The following is a 19,021-nucleotide window of genomic DNA, read 5'->3' as shown; positions in this document are numbered from 1 at the left end:
TCCATGTCGGGTGTTAGAGCGCAACAGAAACAAAAAACACGACAAGCACTGATCGAAGCAGCATTCAATCAATTGAGTGCTGATCATAGTTTTTCTAATTTAAGCTTGCGTGAAGTTGCCCGTGAAGCAGGGATTGCACCAACTTCTTTTTACCGTCACTTTAAAGACATGAATGAGCTCGGATTGACCATGGTTGATGAAGCTGGTTTAACACTTCGCCAACTTATGCGCCAAGCTCGCCGTCGTATTGAGAGTGGCGGCAGTGTGATCACCACATCAATCGTTACCTTTATGGAATTTATAGATAACTCGAGCAACCAATTTAGATTGTTATTGCGAGAGCGCTCAGGGACTTCAAAAGCATTTCGTGCCGCGGTTGCTCGTGAGATTAAACATTTCATTTTAGAACTAGCACATTATCTTGAAAGCGAAACACCATGCGATCCAACTCATGCATATATCCAAGCTGAAGCTATGGTGACTTTGGTATTTAACGCCGGTGCCGAGGCCCTCGATATTGAAGGGGCGCAGCGCGAAGAGCTGGTTGAACGCCTGATCTGGCAATTACGTTACATTGCGCGCGGTGCCACTTTATATGTACGTGATAGTAATCAATCTCAAAAGTTAATCTAAGCAATAGAAGCTTTACCGTCCGAAATTTTAAACGTTCAATACATTTAAGTTGGGTTAATTAACCCGTTAATTGCTTTGTTGTGGATTTTTATTTCTAAAATTGGGATTTGAAAATCGATTTTGTGGAAAAATTATGCTTGCAAGCTGGTTTTTTGAATGTTAAAAATACAGCCACTGAACACACATTTAGTAAATTAAGATGCAAATTACACATTCAATTACATTAAAACTAAACCTCTTACTGATTAAATCAGTGAGCGGGGCTTAGTGTATATGCATTTGTAGAACATTAAAAAACCCCGCAACCGCGGGGTTTTTTTTATCTCGCTAATGGGTCATTGGGAACGAGGACAGTTTATGAAAGATAAGGTTTGGATTTTTGACACAACGTTACGTGATGGTGAGCAAGCATTAAAAGCAAGCCTAACCGAAGACGACAAAATTCAACTTGCGCATACCATTAGCCGCTTAAATGTGGATGTAATGGAAGTAGGTTTTCCGGTATCTAGCCCGGCAGATTTTCGCTCTGTACAGCGAATTGCGACTGAAGTGAAAGGGCCAATTATCTGTGGCTTAGCACGTGCTGTAGCAAAAGATATTGAAGCATGTGGTGAAGCACTTCGCCCGGCAGAGCAGGGCCGTATTCATACTTTTATCGCAACCAGCCCATTACATCTTGAGCACAAATTACGTATGAGTTTAGACGATGCAACGGCAATGGCTGTTAAGTCGATTAAACTTGCTCGTAACTACACGGATGACGTTGAATTTTCATGTGAAGATGCTGGCCGCACGCCACACTGGGATTTATGCCGCATCGTTGAGAGTGCCATTGATGCGGGTGCATCAACCATCAACTTACCTGATACCGTAGGCTATGTAACACCTGACGAATATGCAGCGATGATTCATCACTTAATGAACAATGTACCAAACATCGACAAGGCGCGTTTAAGTGTGCATTGCCATAATGATTTAGGTTTAGCGGTTGCTAACTCAATTGCTGCGGTACAAGCCGGTGCGCGTCAAATCGAATGTACTATTAATGGTATTGGTGAACGTGCAGGTAACTGTTCGCTTGAAGAAGTGGCGATGATCATGAAGATGCGTGAAGACCACTTAAAAGTGCATACCGATATTCGCAGTGAAGAAATTTATCGTGCTTCGCGCCAAGTCGCGAAGATTTGTAATATGCCTGTGCAACCAAACAAAGCAATTGTTGGCGAAAATGCCTTTGCACACAGTTCAGGAATTCACCAAGACGGCGTATTAAAAGCGCAAAACACGTACGAAATTATGTCGCCAGAAAGTGTCGGTGTACCTAATAACCAATTAAACATGACTTCGCGTTCAGGTCGTCATGTTATTGAGCATCGTTTAGAAGAGTTAGGCTATCAAAAATCTGATTACGATATGGATAGCTTATACACTAGCTTCTTAGCATTAGCAGACCAAAAAGGCACTGTGTATGACTACGACTTAGAAGCGATGATTTACTTCAATCAAATCAAAGATAAAGACGAGAAGTATCAACTTGAATTTGTTAACTCTACGTCTAACTCACAATCAGTAGCGAGCTCAACAATCGGTATGACAATTGATGGCGAGTCTAAGCAAGAGGCGGCAACAGGTAATGGCCCTGTTGAAGCATCATTCTTAGCAATTGAGCGCTTAACGGGTATGTCGGTCGAAATGATTGAATACAACCTAGAAGCAACAGGCCAAGGCGCCAGCTCGCTTGGGCAAGTGAACATTATTGCTAAATACGATGGTCGCCCTTATCACGGTGCGGGCATTGCAGCGGATGTGGTTGAAGCGTCAGTACGCGCCATGATCCGTGTTTATAACTTAATTTATCGTGCACAAAAAGTGTCTGATTTAAAACAACAGAGGAAAGCAGGATGAGTCAATCGAATTACAGTATCGCAGTATTAGCAGGCGACGGGATTGGTCCAGAAGTTATGGCTGCAGCAGAAACCGTCTTGGATGCTGTAAGCGAAAAATTTGGTTTTACTTTGACTCGTCATCACCACGCGATTGGTGGTGCTGCCATCGATGAGTTTGGTCAGGCACTGCCGCAAAGCACATTGAGCGCATGCGAAAATGCTGATGCGATTTTATTTGGTTCGGTAGGCGGCCCTAAGTGGGAAAACTTACCACCGAACGAGCAACCAGAGCGCGCGTCACTGCTGCCACTGCGTAAGCATTTTGGTTTGTTCTGTAATTTACGCCCAGCACAATTATTACCAGCACTAAGTGCTGCGTCACCGCTCCGTGCAGATATCAGTGCACAAGGCTTTGATATCTTATGTGTGCGTGAGTTAACCGGCGGTATTTATTTCGGTGAAAAAGGCCGTAGTGGCGAAGGTGATCAAGAAGCAGCTTTCGATACCCAGACCTATTCACGTAAAGAAATTGAGCGCATCGCACGCTTTGCATTTGAAGCTGCAAAGCTGCGTAGTAATCACGTTACTTCAGTTGATAAAGCGAATGTATTAGCGACCAGCGTACTTTGGCGTGAAGTGGTCTCTGAAGTGAGCAAAGACTACCCAGAAGTAAGCCTAGACTACATTTATGTTGATAACGCGGCAATGCAATTAGTGAAACAGCCAAGCCAGTTTGATGTACTACTTTGCGATAACCTATTTGGTGACATTTTGTCTGATGAGTGCGCGATGATCACAGGCTCTATGGGGTTATTGCCATCAGCGAGTTTAAATCAGTCTGGCTTTGGTTTGTATGAACCTGCTGGTGGCTCAGCACCAGATATCGCGGGTAAAGGGGTTGCAAACCCAATCGCACAAATTTTAAGTGCTGCGCTTATGCTGCGCTACTCACTAGGTCAAGATGAAGCGGCTCGCACGATTGAAAAAGCGGTAGCAGAAGCGGTTGAGGCCGGTGTTGGTACGCCAGATATCTACCCAAATGCAGGATACACCACCAGTGATGTTGCTGCGGCAATTGTGGCACGTATTTAATTAAAAATTGTTAGCGCTGAGCTCGTCACTCAGCGTAACTAAAATGAGGGAATAGCAAGTGGCCCAAACCTTATACGATAAAATTTGGCAAGCTCATGTAGTCGCCAGTATTAATGATCAAACCGATTTACTTTATATCGACCGTCACCTAGTTCATGAAGTTACTTCGCCGCAAGCCTTTGCTGGTTTACGTGAGAAAAACCGCAAAGTACGTTGCCCAGAAAAGACCTTTGCAACCATGGACCATAACGTTTCAACAAAAAGCCGCTCATTAGATGCAGCCAGTGAAGTGTCGAAAAACCAATTAATGGCACTGGATGCAAACTGTAAAGAGTTTGGTATTCAACTTTATGATTTAAATTCTATTAACCAAGGTATTGTGCATGTAATGGGGCCTGAGCAAGGCATAACTTTACCTGGCACAACCATTGTTTGTGGTGACAGCCATACCTCTACCCATGGTGCATTTGGTGCACTAGCGCACGGTATTGGTACTTCAGAAGTTGAGCATGTACTAGCCACTCAAACGCTACAGCAGAAAAAAGCCAAGTCGTTAAAAATTCAAATTAATGGTCGCCTTCGTCCAACCGTTACTGCAAAAGATTTAATCATGGCAGTGATCGGTAAATTAGGAACTGCTGGTGGTACTGGCTATGTTGCCGAATTTTGTGGTGAAGGAATCGAAGCGCTGTCTATGGAAGCCCGTATGACGCTTTGTAATATGAGTATTGAAATGGGCGCAAAAGCGGGTTTAATCGCACCAGATCAAACAACTTATGATTATTTAAAAGGACGCCCATTTGCACCAAAAGGTGCTGACTTTGATAGTGCTGTTGCCTACTGGCAAACGCTAAAAACAGATGAAGGCGCACAATTTGACCATGTTGTTGAATTGGAAGCTGCTGATATTCAACCGCAAATTACTTGGGGTACCAGCCCTGAGCAAGTCATTGGCGTAGATGAATTCATTCCTGATCCTGAGCAAGAGCCAGATCTAATTAAAGCCGATGCAATTCGCAGCGCACTAAAATATATGGGTTTAAAGGCTGGCGATAAATTGTCTTCAGCAACTGTTGATACCGTATTTATTGGCTCATGTACGAATAGCCGTATTGAAGATTTACGTGCTGCTGCACAGATTGTTGAAGGTAAACAGGTTGCAGCAGGTGTTGAAGCACTGATTGTTCCAGGTTCTGGTCTTGTAAAAAAACAAGCCGAAGACGAAGGCCTTGCAGATATCTTCAAAGCAGCTGGCTTTGAATGGCGTGAGCCGGGTTGTTCAATGTGCTTAGCAATGAATGATGATAGATTAGAAGCTGGTAAGCGCTGTGCGTCGACCTCAAATCGTAACTTTGAAGGACGCCAAGGTCGCGGTGGACGCACCCACTTAGTGAGCCCTGCAATGGCTGCGGCAGCTGCAATTCATGGTCGTTTTGTTGATATCAGAGGAGAAGCCTAATGAGCGTATTTTTTAGTGGCTTAATGGCCCCATTAGATAAAAACAATGTTGATACTGACCAAATTATTCCAAAGCAGTTTTTAACGTCGACAAGCCGTGACGGCTTTGATGCGGCGCTTTTTTACGATTGGCGTTATTTAGATAATGGCGAGCCAAACCCTGAGTTTATTTTGAACCGTCCTTGTTACCAAGGTGCGCAAATTCTTTTAACTCGCGATAATTTTGGTTGTGGTTCATCGCGTGAGCACGCGCCATGGGCATTAAAGCAATATGGTTTTGAAGTTATCTTAGCGGAAAGTTTTGCCGATATTTTCTTCAATAACTGCGGTAATAACCAAATGCTTGCTATCGCATTACCGGCAGAAACGCTTGAGCAATTATTTGTGCTGAGTGAACAGCATGATGATATTCATATCGAAGTGGATTTAGAAAACCAACAACTTCGTAGCGATAAGTTTGACACCATTCACTTTGATATTCGCGAGGACATTAAAGAGCGTTTATTAAGCGGCTTAGACTTTATCGGTGTGACTGAAACACTTAACAGCCAAATTGACGCCTTTGAAAGTAAGCTAAAAGCTGAGCGCCCTTGGCAATAACCTGTTTTTTCCATGTGAACCTAAACGCGGCCAAGGCCGCGTTTTTTGTTATTTATCGTAATTGTTTTCTTTCTAAGCTTTAAACCATTAGCCTAAGCAAAATTTTATTTAGGGAACACACCATGAAATACTTAGTGGCATCGATGCTCGTGGCAGCATCATCAGTAGCGGCTGCACGACCTGCGCCGTTAGTGTCAATTCCAAGCCATGATGGCTTTTTTGACAACATTGCAGCCCATTGCGGTAAAGCTTACGAAGGTAAAGTGAGCGTTGATAACGCGGCTGGTCCAAGCTCGTTTGCGGGCAAAAAGCTAGTAATGCATGTACGTCGTTGTAACGAGCGTGAGTTACAAGTGCCATTTCATGTGGGTGATGATGCATCTCGTACTTGGATCATCACAAAAACTGGCAGTGGTTTGAGTTTAAAGCATGACCATCGCCATAAAGATGGCAGCGATGATAAATCAACCATGTATGGTGGTCATACCCTTGATGCTGGCTTTGCTAACGCGCAGTCGTTCCCGGCTGATCAATATTCAAAAGAGTTGTTTGTTAGCCAAGGTATTCCCCAATCAATGGGTAACACGTGGCAAATGTATATTTATCCTAAGCAATTTACTTATCGCTTAGTACGTGAAGGACGTGAGTTTCGCGTTGATTTTGACTTAACTAAACCTATCACGCCGCCAAGCGCGCCGTGGGGATATGAAGACTAGTATTATTTAGCTTCGTCTTCACACTGTAAAACAACCGTTAAAGGTGGCTGATAGGCGCGTGGTTTAGTTGGAAAACGTTCATACTCCTGCACCCCATCAGTCACTCTTAGCATAAATGGTTTGTCTCTACATAAGCGGTTTGCATGGCGCAGTAAGAATACGCTTTGATTGCGAAAGTGCTTGTAGTCGTCAGACTGAATTTCGAGGTGGTAGCGGCCGTCGGCTAATGCAGTTTGGTTATAATGGACTTTCTCGTCAAAATCATAGAGTTTTTCTGTTTCGCCTTTTGCAGCTTGCGCATAACTGCACCCCGCTAATATTAAAAAGGCGCTGATTAATAGTGCTTGTGTACTTCTCACTTCACTCATAAACACTTAACTCCATGTGATTAATACCTTGTTTCATCGTGATGTTGAACCTGAATTAGCATCCATAGTCAAACTAAGGTAACGTTATGTCTTACATGTAGTTTAACACCCAAAAAGGGAAAATGTGATGCTCAATAAAATAAAACAGCTGTTTTCAGCTTTGAACGATACCCAATCTAATATTTCTGAGCATGACCTAAAAACCGCCGTTGCTGCGTTATTAATTGAGGTTATGCGAGCAGATGATGAGTTACAAGATGATGAGCAACAGACCCTGAATGAGACCTTAAAGAAGTACTTTTCTCTTACCGATGAAGAGGTTCAAGAGTTAGTTGCAAGTGCGTCTCAGCACCTTGATGATGCGATAGATTATTTTCAGTTTTCAAAACAAATCAATGCCCAATGCAGTGCCGAGCAGCGTATTGATATCATCGAGCTGTTGTGGCGTTTAGCCTACGCAGATGGCAATTTAGATAAGCATGAAGAAATGGTTATTCGCCGCGTTGCAAGCTTACTGTATGTAACCCACGAAGATTTTATCGCTGCTAAGCTAGCAGCGACAAAACTAAGTTAGCAATTATTTATTTAATTTGCTCGCTACGCTCACAAGTTGCTGGGCAAGGCTCGCAACTTGCTCGGCTGTATCAGCATCGCTGATGCGGCCTTGTTCATCTAGTTTTGTGTGGATAGCAGAAACTGCTAATTGATCAGCAAGTATGATACTGCCAATTCCTGATAAAATATCACGTACGTGATTTAAACCTCGTAAGCCGCCTAAACCACCTGGCGAAGCTGCATAAAGCGCCGTGATTTTATTACGAAATGCTGGAACCGCGCCTTGCTCTGTACGGGATGCCCAATCGATTGCGTTTTTAAGTGGTGCTGTAATTGAACCATTATACTCTGGACTAGCTAATAAAATGCCGTCAGCAGCGCGAAGCTTATCTTTTAACAATTGTGCGCCAGCTGGCGTGCCTTGCGCTTCAATATCTTCATCAAATAAAGGCAAGTTTAAATCACTTAGTTTTATCACTTCTACTTCTGCACCACTTTCGAGGGCGAAGCGTGCAGCTTCATTAATCAGTTTTTGATTAAAGCTGTCTTTACGTAGACTGCCTGCTAGGGCAATAATTTTTGGTGCTGTCATGATGGCTTCCTTTTTTAAGCTTCACTGTTGTTGATACACTCACTGCTGATACGTTCACTGTAGCAAAAAACAGCTTGCAGAAAAGCCCAATAAACGCAAAACTTATGTGCGTATATGCACACAAGGAGCCGCTATGGCGATTCAATTTGATGATTGGCAAGATGTAAAAGTTGCTTACGAGGTGGCAAGGCTCGGTACGTTAACCGCTGCTGCCGAATCACTGGGGGTTCATCACAGCACGGTTTCTAAGACGAATTAATAATTTAGAAGACAACCTTGATGCGCGGCTATTCCACCGCCATGCCCGTGGTTATACAGTGACAGAAATTGGCGCTAAGTTATTTGCTACAGCTAAATCGATTAACGTTGAGCTTGATAAACTTCACAACGATATAATTGCTGCTGACAGTCAGTTGCGAGGGAGTTTATTATTAACCACTGTCAGTGGTTTTATTGATGTGCTGAGTGATGTGTGTGAGCAGTTTCAAAATCTGCATCCACAAGTGCAGCTCGAAGTTATTCTTGATCAAAACCGTTTACGCCTTGATCATGGTCAGGCGCACATCGCTGTGCGAGCAGGCCCTCGCCCTGATGAAGGCGACTATATTGCTCAGCATTTAGCTGAGCTTTCGTCGGGGTTTTATGCCTCAAAAAGTTATATTGAAAAGTACGGCATGCCAAAGAATATTCAGCAGTTACAGCAGCATAGTTTTGTTTCTGGAGTGGCTGGCTATAACGGTAAAGTGCCTTATTTTGCATGGGTTGATCAGCATATTGAATCAGCGCAAATTAAGTTACGTGTATCTGAAACCTCGGAAGCCACGCGGGCTATTGTTAGAGGCTTGGGGATCGGTGGTTTACAGCATGAAGTGGCGAGCCAATACCCTGATTTGCTGCCTGTACTTCCTAAAGAGCTGAGCTGGCCAACAGACCTTTGGCTGGTGACACACCATTTGGTACATCGCACAGCCAAAGTACAAGCATTTAGCCAACTTTTAAAAGCCTATTTTAAAGCGTTAAAAGCTTAAACAGATTTTTTAATGCTAATGCCTAGCCGTTTGGCTAGGCGCACAAGGTTGGCTCTATCAACGCTTAAACTGCGCGCTGTGGCAGCCCAGTTTAGGTTGTGTAGTTCAAGTTGCTGCATGATAAGCTGATAGCTAAAAGCATCGGTTGCCTCTTTGAGCGATAAGCCAGTGATTTTTTGTTCGTTAACAGCATCTGGGCTTGGTGTAGCAATCGCAGTTTTATCAATATCACAATGCTGAGGCTCGATTGTGACAATGCTTTGTTGCCATTGCTGTTGCTTTGCTTTGAGTGCAGCACGACTAATGACATGTTCAAGCTCTCTCACATTTCCAGGCCAATCATATTGGCGTAGTAGTAATTGTGTATCAATACTGAGTTTAAGTTGTTTAATGCCAAGCTTTTTAGACGTTTGCTCAATAAAAAAACCCGCGAGTAAAATAACATCGTTATCGCGCTCTTTTAATGGTGCAACATGCAATGGGTAGACGCTTAATCGGTGATAAAGGTCTGCACGAAAGCGTCCTGCAGCTACTTCTTGCTTTAAATCTCGGTTGGTTGCCGCAATCACTCTGACATCGACATAGCGGCTTTGGTCTTCCCCCACCGTTTGTACTTCACCGCTTTGTAAAACGCGTAATAGCTTACTTTGCATAGCGAGCGGAAGTTCGCCAATTTCATCTAAAAATAAGGTACCGCCATCGGCGAGTTGAAACTTACCCTGACGAGCAGTATGTGCGCCAGTAAATGCCCCTCTACTGTGACCAAAAAACTCACTCTCTGCCAAATTTTCAGGTAATGATGCGCAGTTTAGGTGGATCAACGGCATATCACGGCGCTTAGAGTTTAAATGGATATTACGCGCAACCAATTCTTTACCAACCCCAGTGTCTCCTTGAATTAATACGCTAAATTCTGAGGCCGCAACCAGCTGGATATCATTTTTAAGGGTTAGCATTGCTTGGCTACTGCCAATAATTTCTACACCTTCTCGCGTGAGTGCCTCGATATTAAGCTGCTGTGCAACTTGGTGGCTATGCTGTGCGTGTTGCCTAAAGTGCTGCAAGGTCAGGGCATGCTCAACATAGCCTGCTGCAAGTTGTTTCAATTGATTGAGCTCGTTAATAGTTAAAGCGTCAAAGGCATGTTCATCTAAGCTATCAAAGGTTAAAACGCCAAGCAGTTCGCTACTAGCTTTTGTGCTAAATAGCGGCACGCCCATGCAGGCATGAACTGGAAAGTCGCCATGCTGGCTTTCTAATAAGCCGTCATAGGGATCAGGGAGACCACAATCTTTGGCGAATTTAAGGGGCTCAGTACCTCGGCATATTTCAAATAAGCGAGGATGCTCCATAATTTTAAAACGCCTTCCTAACGTATCGTCCGAGAGTCCTTGCTGGGCTACGGGCTTTAATACATCGCCTTGTTTTAATAATAAGGCGACTGCATCACATTCAACCCAATCATTAATGCAACTCAATAAATAGCTGAAATTGTGATCAACACTGCTTGCTTTCGTAAGGGCAAGTGCAACATCAAGAATTGATTTTTTGAGTGGCATGTCAATTTGACCTGAATATGTTTTTTTGATGCTTTTGATAGTGTGTCATTTTGACATTTTTATCAAGTATTTAATTTTAATGTATTGATATTTATTGGTTTTTATTTTTGGCTCGAACTGTGCAATAGCTAAGGAAATTAAACGCTGAGAGCCCTAATGAAAGTCATTAACTTAACTGAACCTATGCCAAGTAGTATTAAATTTTATCAAATCAATCAGTGGCCGTTATGGGCATTAGCATTTAGGCCTTTTTTCTTGGCTGCTAGTGTTCTAGCTGTGTTTGCAATGAGTTACTGGTTATTAATTTTGGCGGGAGTTGCGCATTGGTATTTAGCATTGCCGGCAACCCTTTGGCATGCTCATGAAATGTTGTTTGGCTTTGCTGGCATAGTTGCTATGGGATTTTTGCTAACCGCTGCGCAAACATGGACTGGCGTCCCTAGTGTCAGTGGCATTAAGCTTTGTTTGCTCAGTGTTATCTGGCTTGCTGCAAGGCTTAGTTTTTTTATTGATATTGCTGGGGTCGAACAGCTAAACCTTTATATTGTAAGTATATTGCAGCTAGCATGGTGGCTGGCTGGGATTATTATTCTAGCTGACATGCTGATACAAGCGAAAAGTAACCACAACTATTTATTTATCGTTATCACATCTTTGCTTTGTGCGCTAAATATGATTTTTTTGAGCTTAGTTGTGCTTAATAAAATGTCGCTTGCGCTTAGTGTTGTTGATACTGGCGTGCTGATCATGACTCTTCTAGTTGGCGTTCTAGCTGGTCGAGTCGTGCCGTTTTTTACCGCGCGAGGTCTTAACTTGAGTGAGCAAGTTAGAACGCCAAAGCTTGATAAATTAGTTGTGTTTAGCTCATTTTTTGCCATTACATGGTTCTTTATGAGTCAGCTGTTTTTTAGTGCGATGAGCACTGGTTGGATTTTTGCTTGGCTTGCTAGTTTACATGCCACAAGGTGTGTTTTGTGGTGGCAAAGAGGGGTGTTAAAAGTACCTCTGCTTTGGTCATTGCACTTAGCTTATTGGGCTTTATCTGTGGGTTTAGGACTCATTGCATTAAGCTTTTATAGTGCCAGTATTTTATTCAAAGACGCACTTCACCTGATCACTGTCGGCACCATTGGCTTGATGATAATTGCCATGATGGTGCGTGTATCTCATGGCCATACTGGCCGGGCACTGCAAGTCCCTTCGTTTATTAGTATGGCATTCGTATTAATTGCTTTCGCTGCCATTGTACGCTCGGTACTTCCTCCTTTTTTAGGTCACCATCTTACATGGCAGTTAAGTGCTTTGTTGTGGGTTGTTGGCTTTAGCTTATTTTTATTTCATTGTGCGCCCATCTTAGTGAATCGTCGTGTTGATGGTCGCCGCGGTTAAACTCTCTAATAGGAAAAACTATGTTATCTGAAAAAACGATCCAGATTGTTAAAAGTACTTTGCCGTTGCTTGCAGAAGCAGGACCTCAAGTTACTGAGTATTTTTATGATCGTATGTTTAGCTACAATCCAGAGCTTAAAAATATTTTTAATATGACTCACCAGCAATCAGGTACTCAACAATTTGCGTTGTTTAATGCCTTGGCTGCCTATGCTGCAAATATTGATAATTTGGCAGTATTGAAAGGTACGCTTGCGCGTATTAACCATAAACACACCAGTTACCATATTTTGCCAGAACATTACCCCATTGTTGGTGGGCATTTGATTGCAACTTTAAAAGAGTTACTGCCTGAGCAATTTACGCCTGAGGTCGAGTATGCTTGGCGTGAAGCCTATTCCCTATTGGCTGATGTATGTATCAACGAGGAGATGGCGTTATATCAAAAAAACAAAAAGGCAACGGGCGGCTGGTTTGGTACCCGCACTTTCACGATTACAGAAAAACGTATGGAATCTGCGCAAATTTGTAGTTTTACATTAACGCCTACTGATGCAAAGCCTGTTGTAGCGTATTTACCGGGTCAATATTTAGGGATTAAAGTAACGCCAGCGAAGAGTGATTTAACTCAAGTTAGGCAATACTCTTTATCGCAGCAAAGTAATGGCCGCAATTATCGCATTAGCGTGAAAAAAGAAGGTTTAGTGTCTAATTATTTACACAGTTTAAGTGAGGGTGATGAAGTAGAAATTTATCCACCCGCAGGCGATTTTGTGCTTCGTGAAATTGATTCCCCTATTGTGCTAATTTCGGCAGGTGTTGGTCAAACTCCATTGATGGCGATGCTTGAAACATTATTGAGCAATCAACATAGCAAGCCAATCCATTACTTGCATGCTTGTGATAGTCAAACGCAGTTTGCCTTTGATGAGTATTTACTAAAGCAACAGCAAGCACATGCGTTATTTAATTGTGTTTCTTGGTTTAAGGATGGCAAGGGAGGGGACTTTGCGGGCTTAATGGATGTAAATCACATTGCTGATAACTTACCAATTAGCGAGGCAGACTTTTACCTATGTGGTCCAATCGCATTTATGGCAATGATAAAAGAGCAGCTGCTAAGTTTAGGGGTTGCAAGTGAACGAATTCATTATGAGTTGTTTGGACCTCACCAAACGCTATAATGAAAAAAGGCGCAGCTTTTGCTGCGCCTTTTGTTAGTTTACTTCGCACTCTACATTAGGTAGTGGAATACGTAGCTCTTTTTTAGGGTAGTAAAGTAGGCATTGCTCACCTGATTTTTGTAAAACAAATTTCTCAGAAGGAATTGCATGAGCGCCCATAATAGGGAGGCCATCCGGCCCTTTGTTGGTGCCGTGATCAATCAATAGCTCTGAACTTTTAGTAAATACATTGTCGGCTAGTGTGACGATAGCACCACCTTTGGCGGATTGAATAGCCTGCTGTAACTCCGTAATCACACCTGGATTTACGCGAACAAGCGTAGCATCTTGCGGTTGCTCCGCTTGGGTACTTTTACAGCCCGCTAAGCTTGCCAGTAAAGTGCAGGTTAATAACAGTGTTTTATTCATTATTACCTTCCTTCGCTGGTAGCGGACGGGTTAAATCCATATTATTTTTGTAAAGCGGCTGCTTAATTGTAAGTGGTAGCCCTGTTTCTTGAATTGCTTGTGATGTAAAGCTTGGTTGCTTAGCACTTGAGGACTCCACCACAATTGGGCAGGTATTATTTTCAATGTGATAAAGCGCGGTTGCTAATAAGCTCTCTTCGCTATCACCTAGTTTGTGATCAAAGTCATCTGTAACCTCGCAGCCTTTTATGTCCGCATCAAACTGGGGGGAAGGTGTTGGTTTAAATCCATCGGCGTATTCCCCAAAGCCTTTATAGTTTGCGCCTGAAAATTGGATTGTATAATACGTGGTTGCGCAGTTATGTGTTGGTGTAAAGCCATAAGGCTTGCCGCAGGTCGTATCACCAATAAGTATGACTTCTGCATCTATACCTTTTAAACCATTTATAAACGCTTCTGACGCAGAACAAGTTCCGGCTGTACTTAGTACATATACTTTAGATAAGTTGAGATCAGGAAGTCGGCTATTGGTTGTTTGAAATGTAGAGTAATCAATTTCAAGGTCGATAAATGGATATGGATCATCTTGCGGCTGTTTGTCGTTTTGAATCGTTTGATAGTAATAGAAATCATCGGTATTAGCAGGACCCGCAACCATATATGCAAGCTGCGATGAAAGCGCTAATAAACCGCCGCCGTTATATCTAAAATCGATAACCAACTCATCAATATTATCAGCTTTGAACTTATTCACAGCACTTATCAGTTCAGGTTGAGCAATGCTGATAAAGCTATTAAATTGCATATACCCAACTTTTGTACCGTTCTCAGTTGTTAAGGTATCAACATTCTGAACGGGCGTTTGAGCAATATTACCGGCTACTAGAGTAAAGGATTTTTCAGTACCATCATTACTGCGTACAACAAAGTTATGGGCGTCACCAGCCGTAGGCCCAAATAGCGCTTCATTTAAAATATCTACGCCTTGTTGGGTATTAGTGTCAATACTAACGTCGTCAACCATTAAAATAGTATCACCGCGTTGTAACCCTGCATTTGCAGCAGGTGAGTCATCCTCTAAATAGGCAACACGTAGCTCTCGTGGCGGAACATTACTGATAAATACCCAGTTAATTCCATAACCTGAAACAACCCCAGATTGAGCTTCTTTAAAATACTCTTCAGTAGGTCTGCTAAAATGAAAGTTATCTTTAAAAGAACCCGAGTCCGTCGTTTCGAATGTTTTTAACTGGTCGAAATAAGCGGCGACAGAGCTGAAATTATCAGGATTGTTGTCTTCTATTTCGTCGTACCAAAGGTAGGTTTCGTCACTCCATGAACGTAACCACATCTTCTCGGTAAACTCAGAGCCAGCAGTATCTGGGTAAGGCTGATTATTGTTATAAGGATCATTGCCTGTTCGTGGTACGGCACATTGATCTTTAAATTCACTTGATGGCTCAAAAACACCAGCGGTCCAAGTGGGTTCTGAACTTGTTGGTGGCGGGTTTGTTGTGTTGTTATTGCTCGAAGAGCCACCGCCGCCACCGCAGCCAGATAGAGACGCGCCTGAGACTGCTAAAAATATTGCTAAGGCGAGTTTATTATTGTTAAACATATTTGCTTCCTTTCCGATAGTATTTCTTAAAAATTAGCAATTACTGTATCTGAAAGCAATAAATTGTAGCGCCTCAAATGTAAATGAATGTGCTATTAGTTATAAAGACTTACGGTTACTAATTTCAGCTACTTTGAGCTTCTGCCATGACTCAAATAGCTTACGTTGTTTGTTAGATATTTTTAAGCCATAGGTTTTTTGCATATAAAAGTAGGTATCGGCTATTTGCTTTCTTGCATAAATCGGTGGCTCAAATACACGTTGCTTAAAATCGATTTTTACTGGGCAAGCTCCATAACTGGCACTAGATGTTGCGACTATTCCATAGCGAAAATTAGAACGGTCTGCATTGATCTCGCCAATAGCTGGAGCGAGGTTATTTATGTCGGCTTCCATTTGACGAAATTTTTCACTGACCTTAATGCAGTTTTTACGTCCGCCATCCTGCCAGCATTGTAATTGATGACCAAACTCCCACGCAGGTACTATATGCTCCCATTCTATTCTTTTTGCTCGAGCGTTTTCGTTTCCTGAGCGGGTAATGGCGTTTCTTGGAATATAACCACAAGCTTCAGGGTCTGGTACAAGCTTTTTACCTTGGCGCTTTATATCGCAGCCACAATATAAGCTTTTACTATTGCTTGGTAGATTCTTAATTAAGTGCTTTTTTGCACTGTAAAAGCTCGAAAATTGTTTAGCGGATACAGGGGAAGTAAAAATTAAACAAAGGGTTAAATATAGAAATAAACGCATATCCATCACATCAGTGAACTACAGGAGCAGCCATTTTAGAGCTACTATTCTAAAAAGGAAAAGTTTTTCAACTCAGCTATAGTTGTTAGGCCGTTTATTAGAGGAATTACAACTATGTTATTAGGTGCCTTTTCTGTGAGTTTAAATGTGAAAGATATTCATGCTTCAAAGCAGTTTTATGAAAAACTAGGCTTTAAAGAATTTGCCGGCGAAATCGAGCAGCATTGGTTAATTATGAAAAACGGCGAACATTTAATAGGTTTGTTTCAAGGCATGTTTGATAAAACCATGCTGACCTTTAACCCAGGCTGGGATCAAAATGCTGAGGCACTGGTAGAGTTTGCCACTTTTGAGCAATTAGCCGCGCATTTTCAGCAACAAGGGTTAGAAATACAAAAAGCCGGTGACGCGAGTTTTATTATCACCGACCCAGATGGCAACCCTATTTTGATTGACCAGCACGTTTAGCAGGCTTTTTACGTTTTAAACGAATGTTCTGTAGCAATAAAATAATCCCCGTAATACAAAACAGTACGCTGGTGGCCGAAAAGCTAATTAGAAGTGGGTTATTAAAGTTTTCGCGCTCATCATAATCCATGATGTGTAGCATCCAGAAAAAGTCGAAAATGCGCCATAGGGAGCTGCGCACTGTAATGACTTTACCGGTTTGGCTATCTAAATATAAGGTTGTTGTCAGCCAATCATCAAAACTCACTTGCCAAACATTGGCCTTGTGAGCCACTTCTCTTGGTCCTTTGGTTAACAGCTGTGCTTGCGTGATATTTGCGTTAATAAGTAAGTGAGTTCTCGCGTTTTCAATTATTTGTGCTTTATTCGGCGCAGGCATTTTATCACCTGTTCTGCCATCAAAATTAAAGGAGCCGCTCGGTGCCGTGACTTCTATGATTGGCGACTCTAAAAAGTGGCTGTACTTGATACTTTCAATTTGTTCAAATTGTGCCGTTATTTTATCGATAGAAGCAGAGTAGTCTGACACTAAGAAAGGGTTACTTAGACTGCGATTTGCTAGATGTTTTCCATGCACTTTTTCAAGCGGCAATGAACTCATTACAAGCCCACCTAATAGCCAAAAAAAGATCTGCAAAGCAAGTAAATAGCCTAGCCATTTATGCCCTTTACGAGCATATTTGAACATGCGTTTATTCATTACCACCCCGTTATTATTGTTATATGGGCGCTATTTTAGGTTGTTTAGCTGTATTGCCAATGCGGCAAAATGTCGCATTAACTGTATTCTAGATTTGGTATATATACAAAACTGAGTTAAAGTTTCAGTCGATATCAATAGAGGATAAAAACGAGAGTATGTCGGAAATTCAATTTTTAAATGTAGATCTGGAGCTTGAATCAAAGCACGATATTAGTGCGCTTGTTGCTGATTTGAAGAAAAACGCTATGGTTTTACATTATGACCAAGATGAATACCGTCAACTTGCACGCATTGAAGCAACTGCAGATATCAGCTCTCCAGACAAAGCGATTAACCAGCTTTGCGAATTAATTGAATCTTGCTCGCGCAATGCATTAAAGCAGTGGTTATCTTGTTCAAAACGTACATTTGATTTAGGTTTTGAATCGGGTAACTCGCCAAAGTGCTTTAACCAACCCCTGCATGCAGATACCTTGTTACGTATCTCAGCAATTGGCGCAGGGATTGAAATTACTATTTATCCAGTCGAAAAGTAAACTGAATTTAGCGCTCTACGACTGCTGCGGTCATTCTTGATACGCAGCACAGCTCCCCAGCAGCATTGGTAATTTTGATATCCCAAACAGAGGTGCGCTTACCTAAATGAAGTGGTCTGGCCGTTGCCGTTAATGTCCCTTTTCGAGACGCTTTTATGTGGTTGGCATTAATCTCTTGACCAACAGCATAGAATTTATTGAAATCAATAACAAAGTTGGCTGCATAGCTTGCCACTGTTTCTGCTAACACAACGTTTGCTCCGCCATGAACCATGCCCATAGGGTTATGGTGTTCAGGAATTGCAGGCATGGTGGCCACTAAATAATCATCGCCAATTTCAGTCACCTCAATACCCATCGTTTTCATTAAAGTGCCTTGCCCGGTTACTCCTTGTTCCAAGTCTTTACATTGCTCCAGCGTGATTGGATGGTGCCAAATACTCATTGTGTTTCCTTAACATGCGAATTAAAGCTAATACCTTATGGCATCTTTCATTGCGGTTCAATGTTAGTTTTGTAGCAATATGATGGAGTTAATTTAAATTTGCGATTTTCAAATAACTGTATATACTCACAGTTAAATGTACTGTATGGAAAACCAGTTGTATGCGCCCATTAACTAAACGCCAATCGCAAATCTTAGAACTAATTAAAGTCTTTATTAAAGATACAGGCATGCCGCCAACACGCGCTGAAATAGCTCAAACATTGGGTTTTAAAAGTGCCAACGCCGCTGAAGAACATCTAAAAGCACTGGCAAAAAAAGGCATGATCAAAATGAAGCCTGGAGCGAGTCGTGGTATTCAGTTGATTGAAGAAGATGAACCTGAGCAGTTAGGTTTACCTTTGATTGGCCGTGTTGCAGCTGGTGAGCCAATTTTGGCTCAGGAGCATGTCGAAAGTCATTGCCAAGTTGACCCTACGTTATTTAAACCAGCCGCTGACTTTTTACTACGTGTAAATGGCATGAGTATGAAAGATATTGGTATTATGGACGGTGACTTGCTTGCAGTACATAGAACGCAAGTTGCTGAGAATGGGCAAGTTGTTGTAGCTCGAGTTGATGAAGATGTAACTGTTAAGCGGCTAGAAAAAGCAGGTCGGAAAGTACTTTTACACGCTGAAAACGAAGAGTTCTCACCTATTGAGGTTGACCTTGAGCATGAATCTTTCAATATTGAAGGGTTAGCTGTAGGAGTCATTCGTAACGCTGACTGGATGTAGTTGTCCCTTATTTGGTGCACTAAATTGACTTAATTTGGTGCGCCATTGTGATTTTGCCACTTAATTAGGATTTGTGAATCCTTACTCTTTATTTAAAGCCTTATATGGCGCAGTTTTCCTCTCTTTTTGTATATTCTTCGTAAACCATAACATTAAATAACGCGCTGATTATAGTTGTTATTTCTGCACCAAAATAAACATTTATTATCACTAAAACTTGCTTATTGGTCATTTTTTAACTAATTGGTTAA

The 19,021-nt window shown here is 42.1% G+C and carries 20 protein-coding genes and 1 pseudogene; 13 read left to right on the top strand and 8 right to left on the bottom strand.

What is annotated here, in order from left to right:
- Positions 1–3 precede the first annotated feature (3 nt).
- From fabR to HYD28_01170, 6 genes are all read left to right on the top strand, one after another.
- A complete protein-coding gene (gene fabR / locus HYD28_01195; protein QLE07702.1) occupies positions 4–633 on the top strand; it encodes an HTH-type transcriptional repressor FabR in 630 nt (209 codons plus the stop codon).
- A gap of 357 nt (positions 634–990) precedes the next feature.
- A complete protein-coding gene (leuA, locus tag HYD28_01190) occupies positions 991–2,538 on the top strand; it encodes a 2-isopropylmalate synthase (GenBank protein ID QLE07701.1) in 1,548 nt (515 codons plus the stop codon).
- Positions 2,535–3,611: a 3-isopropylmalate dehydrogenase gene (gene leuB, locus HYD28_01185; protein ID QLE07700.1), complete on the top strand. Its 1,077-nt coding sequence runs from the start codon at positions 2,535–2,537 to the stop codon at positions 3,609–3,611. Before leuA ends, leuB begins: the two co-directional genes overlap by 4 nt.
- A gap of 58 nt (positions 3,612–3,669) precedes the next feature.
- Positions 3,670–5,070, top strand: coding sequence for a 3-isopropylmalate dehydratase large subunit (gene leuC, locus HYD28_01180; GenBank protein QLE07699.1), 1,401 nt, complete (start codon positions 3,670–3,672; stop codon positions 5,068–5,070).
- On the top strand, positions 5,070–5,669 hold the full coding sequence (leuD, locus tag HYD28_01175; GenBank protein QLE07698.1) for a 3-isopropylmalate dehydratase small subunit: 600 nt from the start codon (positions 5,070–5,072) through the stop codon (positions 5,667–5,669). The genes leuC and leuD overlap by 1 nt, the downstream gene beginning before the upstream one ends.
- A 122-nt stretch (positions 5,670–5,791) precedes the next feature.
- The gene (locus tag HYD28_01170) at positions 5,792–6,385 is read left to right on the top strand and encodes a hypothetical protein (GenBank protein QLE07697.1); all 594 of its coding nucleotides are present in this window, start codon (positions 5,792–5,794) and stop codon (positions 6,383–6,385) included.
- A gap of 2 nt (positions 6,386–6,387) precedes the next feature.
- Here HYD28_01170 and HYD28_01165 read toward each other — a convergent pair whose 3' ends face one another.
- Positions 6,388–6,753 carry a hypothetical protein gene (locus HYD28_01165; protein QLE07696.1) on the bottom strand — a complete coding sequence of 122 codons (366 nt, stop codon included), beginning with the start codon at positions 6,751–6,753 and terminating at the stop codon, positions 6,388–6,390.
- Positions 6,754–6,880: 127 nt separating this feature from the next.
- Here HYD28_01165 and HYD28_01160 point away from each other — a divergent pair, with 127 nt between their 5' ends.
- Positions 6,881–7,327, top strand: coding sequence for a TerB family tellurite resistance protein (locus tag HYD28_01160; GenBank protein QLE07695.1), 447 nt, complete (start codon positions 6,881–6,883; stop codon positions 7,325–7,327).
- 3 nt (positions 7,328–7,330) lie between these two features.
- Here HYD28_01160 and HYD28_01155 read toward each other — a convergent pair whose 3' ends face one another.
- Entirely contained in the window at positions 7,331–7,900 is a 570-nt protein-coding gene (locus HYD28_01155) for an NAD(P)H-dependent oxidoreductase (protein QLE07694.1), read from the bottom strand.
- 133 nt (positions 7,901–8,033) lie between these two features.
- Between HYD28_01155 and HYD28_01150 the strand changes: the two are divergent.
- Positions 8,034–8,928, top strand: a pseudogene (locus HYD28_01150) (LysR family transcriptional regulator).
- Here HYD28_01150 and norR read toward each other — a convergent pair.
- A complete protein-coding gene (gene norR / locus HYD28_01145) occupies positions 8,925–10,487 on the bottom strand; it encodes a nitric oxide reductase transcriptional regulator NorR (GenBank protein ID QLE07693.1) in 1,563 nt (520 codons plus the stop codon). The pseudogene HYD28_01150 and the gene norR sit on opposite strands and share 4 nt — an antisense overlap.
- 156 nt (positions 10,488–10,643) lie before the next feature.
- Between norR and HYD28_01140 the strand changes: the two genes are divergently transcribed.
- Together HYD28_01140 and hmpA are read left to right on the top strand one after the other, a co-directional pair.
- Positions 10,644–11,876, top strand: coding sequence for an NnrS family protein (locus tag HYD28_01140; protein QLE07692.1), 1,233 nt, complete (start codon positions 10,644–10,646; stop codon positions 11,874–11,876).
- A 20-nt stretch (positions 11,877–11,896) separates the two neighbouring features.
- A complete protein-coding gene (gene hmpA / locus HYD28_01135) occupies positions 11,897–13,060 on the top strand; it encodes an NO-inducible flavohemoprotein (GenBank protein QLE07691.1) in 1,164 nt (387 codons plus the stop codon).
- A gap of 33 nt (positions 13,061–13,093) precedes the next feature.
- On the opposite strand, the gene HYD28_01130 is transcribed toward hmpA, so the two are convergent.
- The 3 genes from HYD28_01130 to HYD28_01120 form a co-directional block, all read right to left on the bottom strand.
- A complete protein-coding gene (locus HYD28_01130; protein ID QLE07690.1) occupies positions 13,094–13,468 on the bottom strand; it encodes a hypothetical protein in 375 nt (124 codons plus the stop codon).
- A complete protein-coding gene (locus HYD28_01125; GenBank protein ID QLE07689.1) occupies positions 13,461–15,086 on the bottom strand; it encodes a PDZ domain-containing protein in 1,626 nt (541 codons plus the stop codon). The genes HYD28_01130 and HYD28_01125 overlap by 8 nt, the downstream gene beginning before the upstream one ends.
- Before the next feature lie 99 nt (positions 15,087–15,185).
- Complete coding sequence (locus HYD28_01120) at positions 15,186–15,845, bottom strand: endonuclease (protein QLE10455.1); 660 nt, start codon at positions 15,843–15,845, stop codon at positions 15,186–15,188.
- Positions 15,846–15,953: 108 nt separating this feature from the next.
- On the opposite strand from HYD28_01120, the gene HYD28_01115 reads away from it, so the two are divergent.
- Positions 15,954–16,307, top strand: a complete 354-nt coding sequence (locus HYD28_01115; protein QLE07688.1) for a VOC family protein — start codon at positions 15,954–15,956, stop codon at positions 16,305–16,307.
- Here HYD28_01115 and HYD28_01110 read toward each other — a convergent pair.
- Positions 16,282–17,007, bottom strand: a complete 726-nt coding sequence (locus tag HYD28_01110; protein ID QLE07687.1) for a hypothetical protein — start codon at positions 17,005–17,007, stop codon at positions 16,282–16,284. The genes HYD28_01115 and HYD28_01110 overlap by 26 nt on opposite strands.
- A 158-nt stretch (positions 17,008–17,165) precedes the next feature.
- Between HYD28_01110 and HYD28_01105 the strand changes: the two genes are divergently transcribed.
- Positions 17,166–17,546, top strand: coding sequence for a hypothetical protein (locus HYD28_01105; GenBank protein ID QLE07686.1), 381 nt, complete (start codon positions 17,166–17,168; stop codon positions 17,544–17,546).
- 7 nt (positions 17,547–17,553) lie between these two features.
- Here HYD28_01105 and HYD28_01100 read toward each other — a convergent pair whose 3' ends face one another.
- Positions 17,554–17,991 (bottom strand): PaaI family thioesterase, encoded by a 438-nt coding sequence (locus HYD28_01100; protein ID QLE07685.1) that lies wholly within the window; start codon positions 17,989–17,991, stop codon positions 17,554–17,556.
- 161 nt (positions 17,992–18,152) lie between these two features.
- On the opposite strand from HYD28_01100, the gene lexA reads away from it, so the two are divergent.
- On the top strand, positions 18,153–18,770 hold the full coding sequence (gene lexA / locus HYD28_01095) for a repressor LexA (protein ID QLE07684.1): 618 nt from the start codon (positions 18,153–18,155) through the stop codon (positions 18,768–18,770).
- Positions 18,771–19,021: the final 251 nt, after the last annotated feature.

The organism is Pseudoalteromonas shioyasakiensis (genome assembly GCA_013391845.1).
GTDB classification, from domain to species: Bacteria; Pseudomonadota; Gammaproteobacteria; order Enterobacterales; family Alteromonadaceae; genus Pseudoalteromonas; species Pseudoalteromonas apostichopi.
Note: the sequence above shows the minus strand (reverse complement) of the source record. Positions and strands in the feature narration are given on the sequence as shown.

Excerpts from the sequence above, each read along its gene's own strand:
- HYD28_01165 (QLE07696.1), bottom strand. The coding sequence starts at position 6,753 with ATGAGTGAAGTGAGAAGTACACAAGCACTATTAATCAGCGCCTTTTTA.
- HYD28_01170 (QLE07697.1), top strand. The coding sequence starts at position 5,792 with ATGAAATACTTAGTGGCATCGATGCTCGTGGCAGCATCATCAGTAGCG.
- leuA (QLE07701.1), top strand. The coding sequence starts at position 991 with ATGAAAGATAAGGTTTGGATTTTTGACACAACGTTACGTGATGGTGAG.
- HYD28_01105 (QLE07686.1), top strand. The coding sequence starts at position 17,166 with ATGTCGGAAATTCAATTTTTAAATGTAGATCTGGAGCTTGAATCAAAG.
- leuD (QLE07698.1), top strand. The coding sequence starts at position 5,070 with ATGAGCGTATTTTTTAGTGGCTTAATGGCCCCATTAGATAAAAACAAT.
- HYD28_01140 (QLE07692.1), top strand. The coding sequence starts at position 10,644 with ATGAAAGTCATTAACTTAACTGAACCTATGCCAAGTAGTATTAAATTT.
- leuB (QLE07700.1), top strand. The coding sequence starts at position 2,535 with ATGAGTCAATCGAATTACAGTATCGCAGTATTAGCAGGCGACGGGATT.
- norR (QLE07693.1), bottom strand. The coding sequence starts at position 10,487 with ATGCCACTCAAAAAATCAATTCTTGATGTTGCACTTGCCCTTACGAAA.
- fabR (QLE07702.1), top strand. The coding sequence starts at position 4 with ATGTCGGGTGTTAGAGCGCAACAGAAACAAAAAACACGACAAGCACTG.
- HYD28_01110 (QLE07687.1), bottom strand. The coding sequence starts at position 17,007 with ATGAATAAACGCATGTTCAAATATGCTCGTAAAGGGCATAAATGGCTA.
- HYD28_01155 (QLE07694.1), bottom strand. The coding sequence starts at position 7,900 with ATGACAGCACCAAAAATTATTGCCCTAGCAGGCAGTCTACGTAAAGAC.
- HYD28_01100 (QLE07685.1), bottom strand. The coding sequence starts at position 17,991 with ATGAGTATTTGGCACCATCCAATCACGCTGGAGCAATGTAAAGACTTG.
- lexA (QLE07684.1), top strand. The coding sequence starts at position 18,153 with ATGCGCCCATTAACTAAACGCCAATCGCAAATCTTAGAACTAATTAAA.
- HYD28_01115 (QLE07688.1), top strand. The coding sequence starts at position 15,954 with ATGTTATTAGGTGCCTTTTCTGTGAGTTTAAATGTGAAAGATATTCAT.
- hmpA (QLE07691.1), top strand. The coding sequence starts at position 11,897 with ATGTTATCTGAAAAAACGATCCAGATTGTTAAAAGTACTTTGCCGTTG.
- HYD28_01125 (QLE07689.1), bottom strand. The coding sequence starts at position 15,086 with ATGTTTAACAATAATAAACTCGCCTTAGCAATATTTTTAGCAGTCTCA.
- HYD28_01120 (QLE10455.1), bottom strand. The coding sequence starts at position 15,845 with ATGGATATGCGTTTATTTCTATATTTAACCCTTTGTTTAATTTTTACT.
- HYD28_01160 (QLE07695.1), top strand. The coding sequence starts at position 6,881 with ATGCTCAATAAAATAAAACAGCTGTTTTCAGCTTTGAACGATACCCAA.
- HYD28_01130 (QLE07690.1), bottom strand. The coding sequence starts at position 13,468 with ATGAATAAAACACTGTTATTAACCTGCACTTTACTGGCAAGCTTAGCG.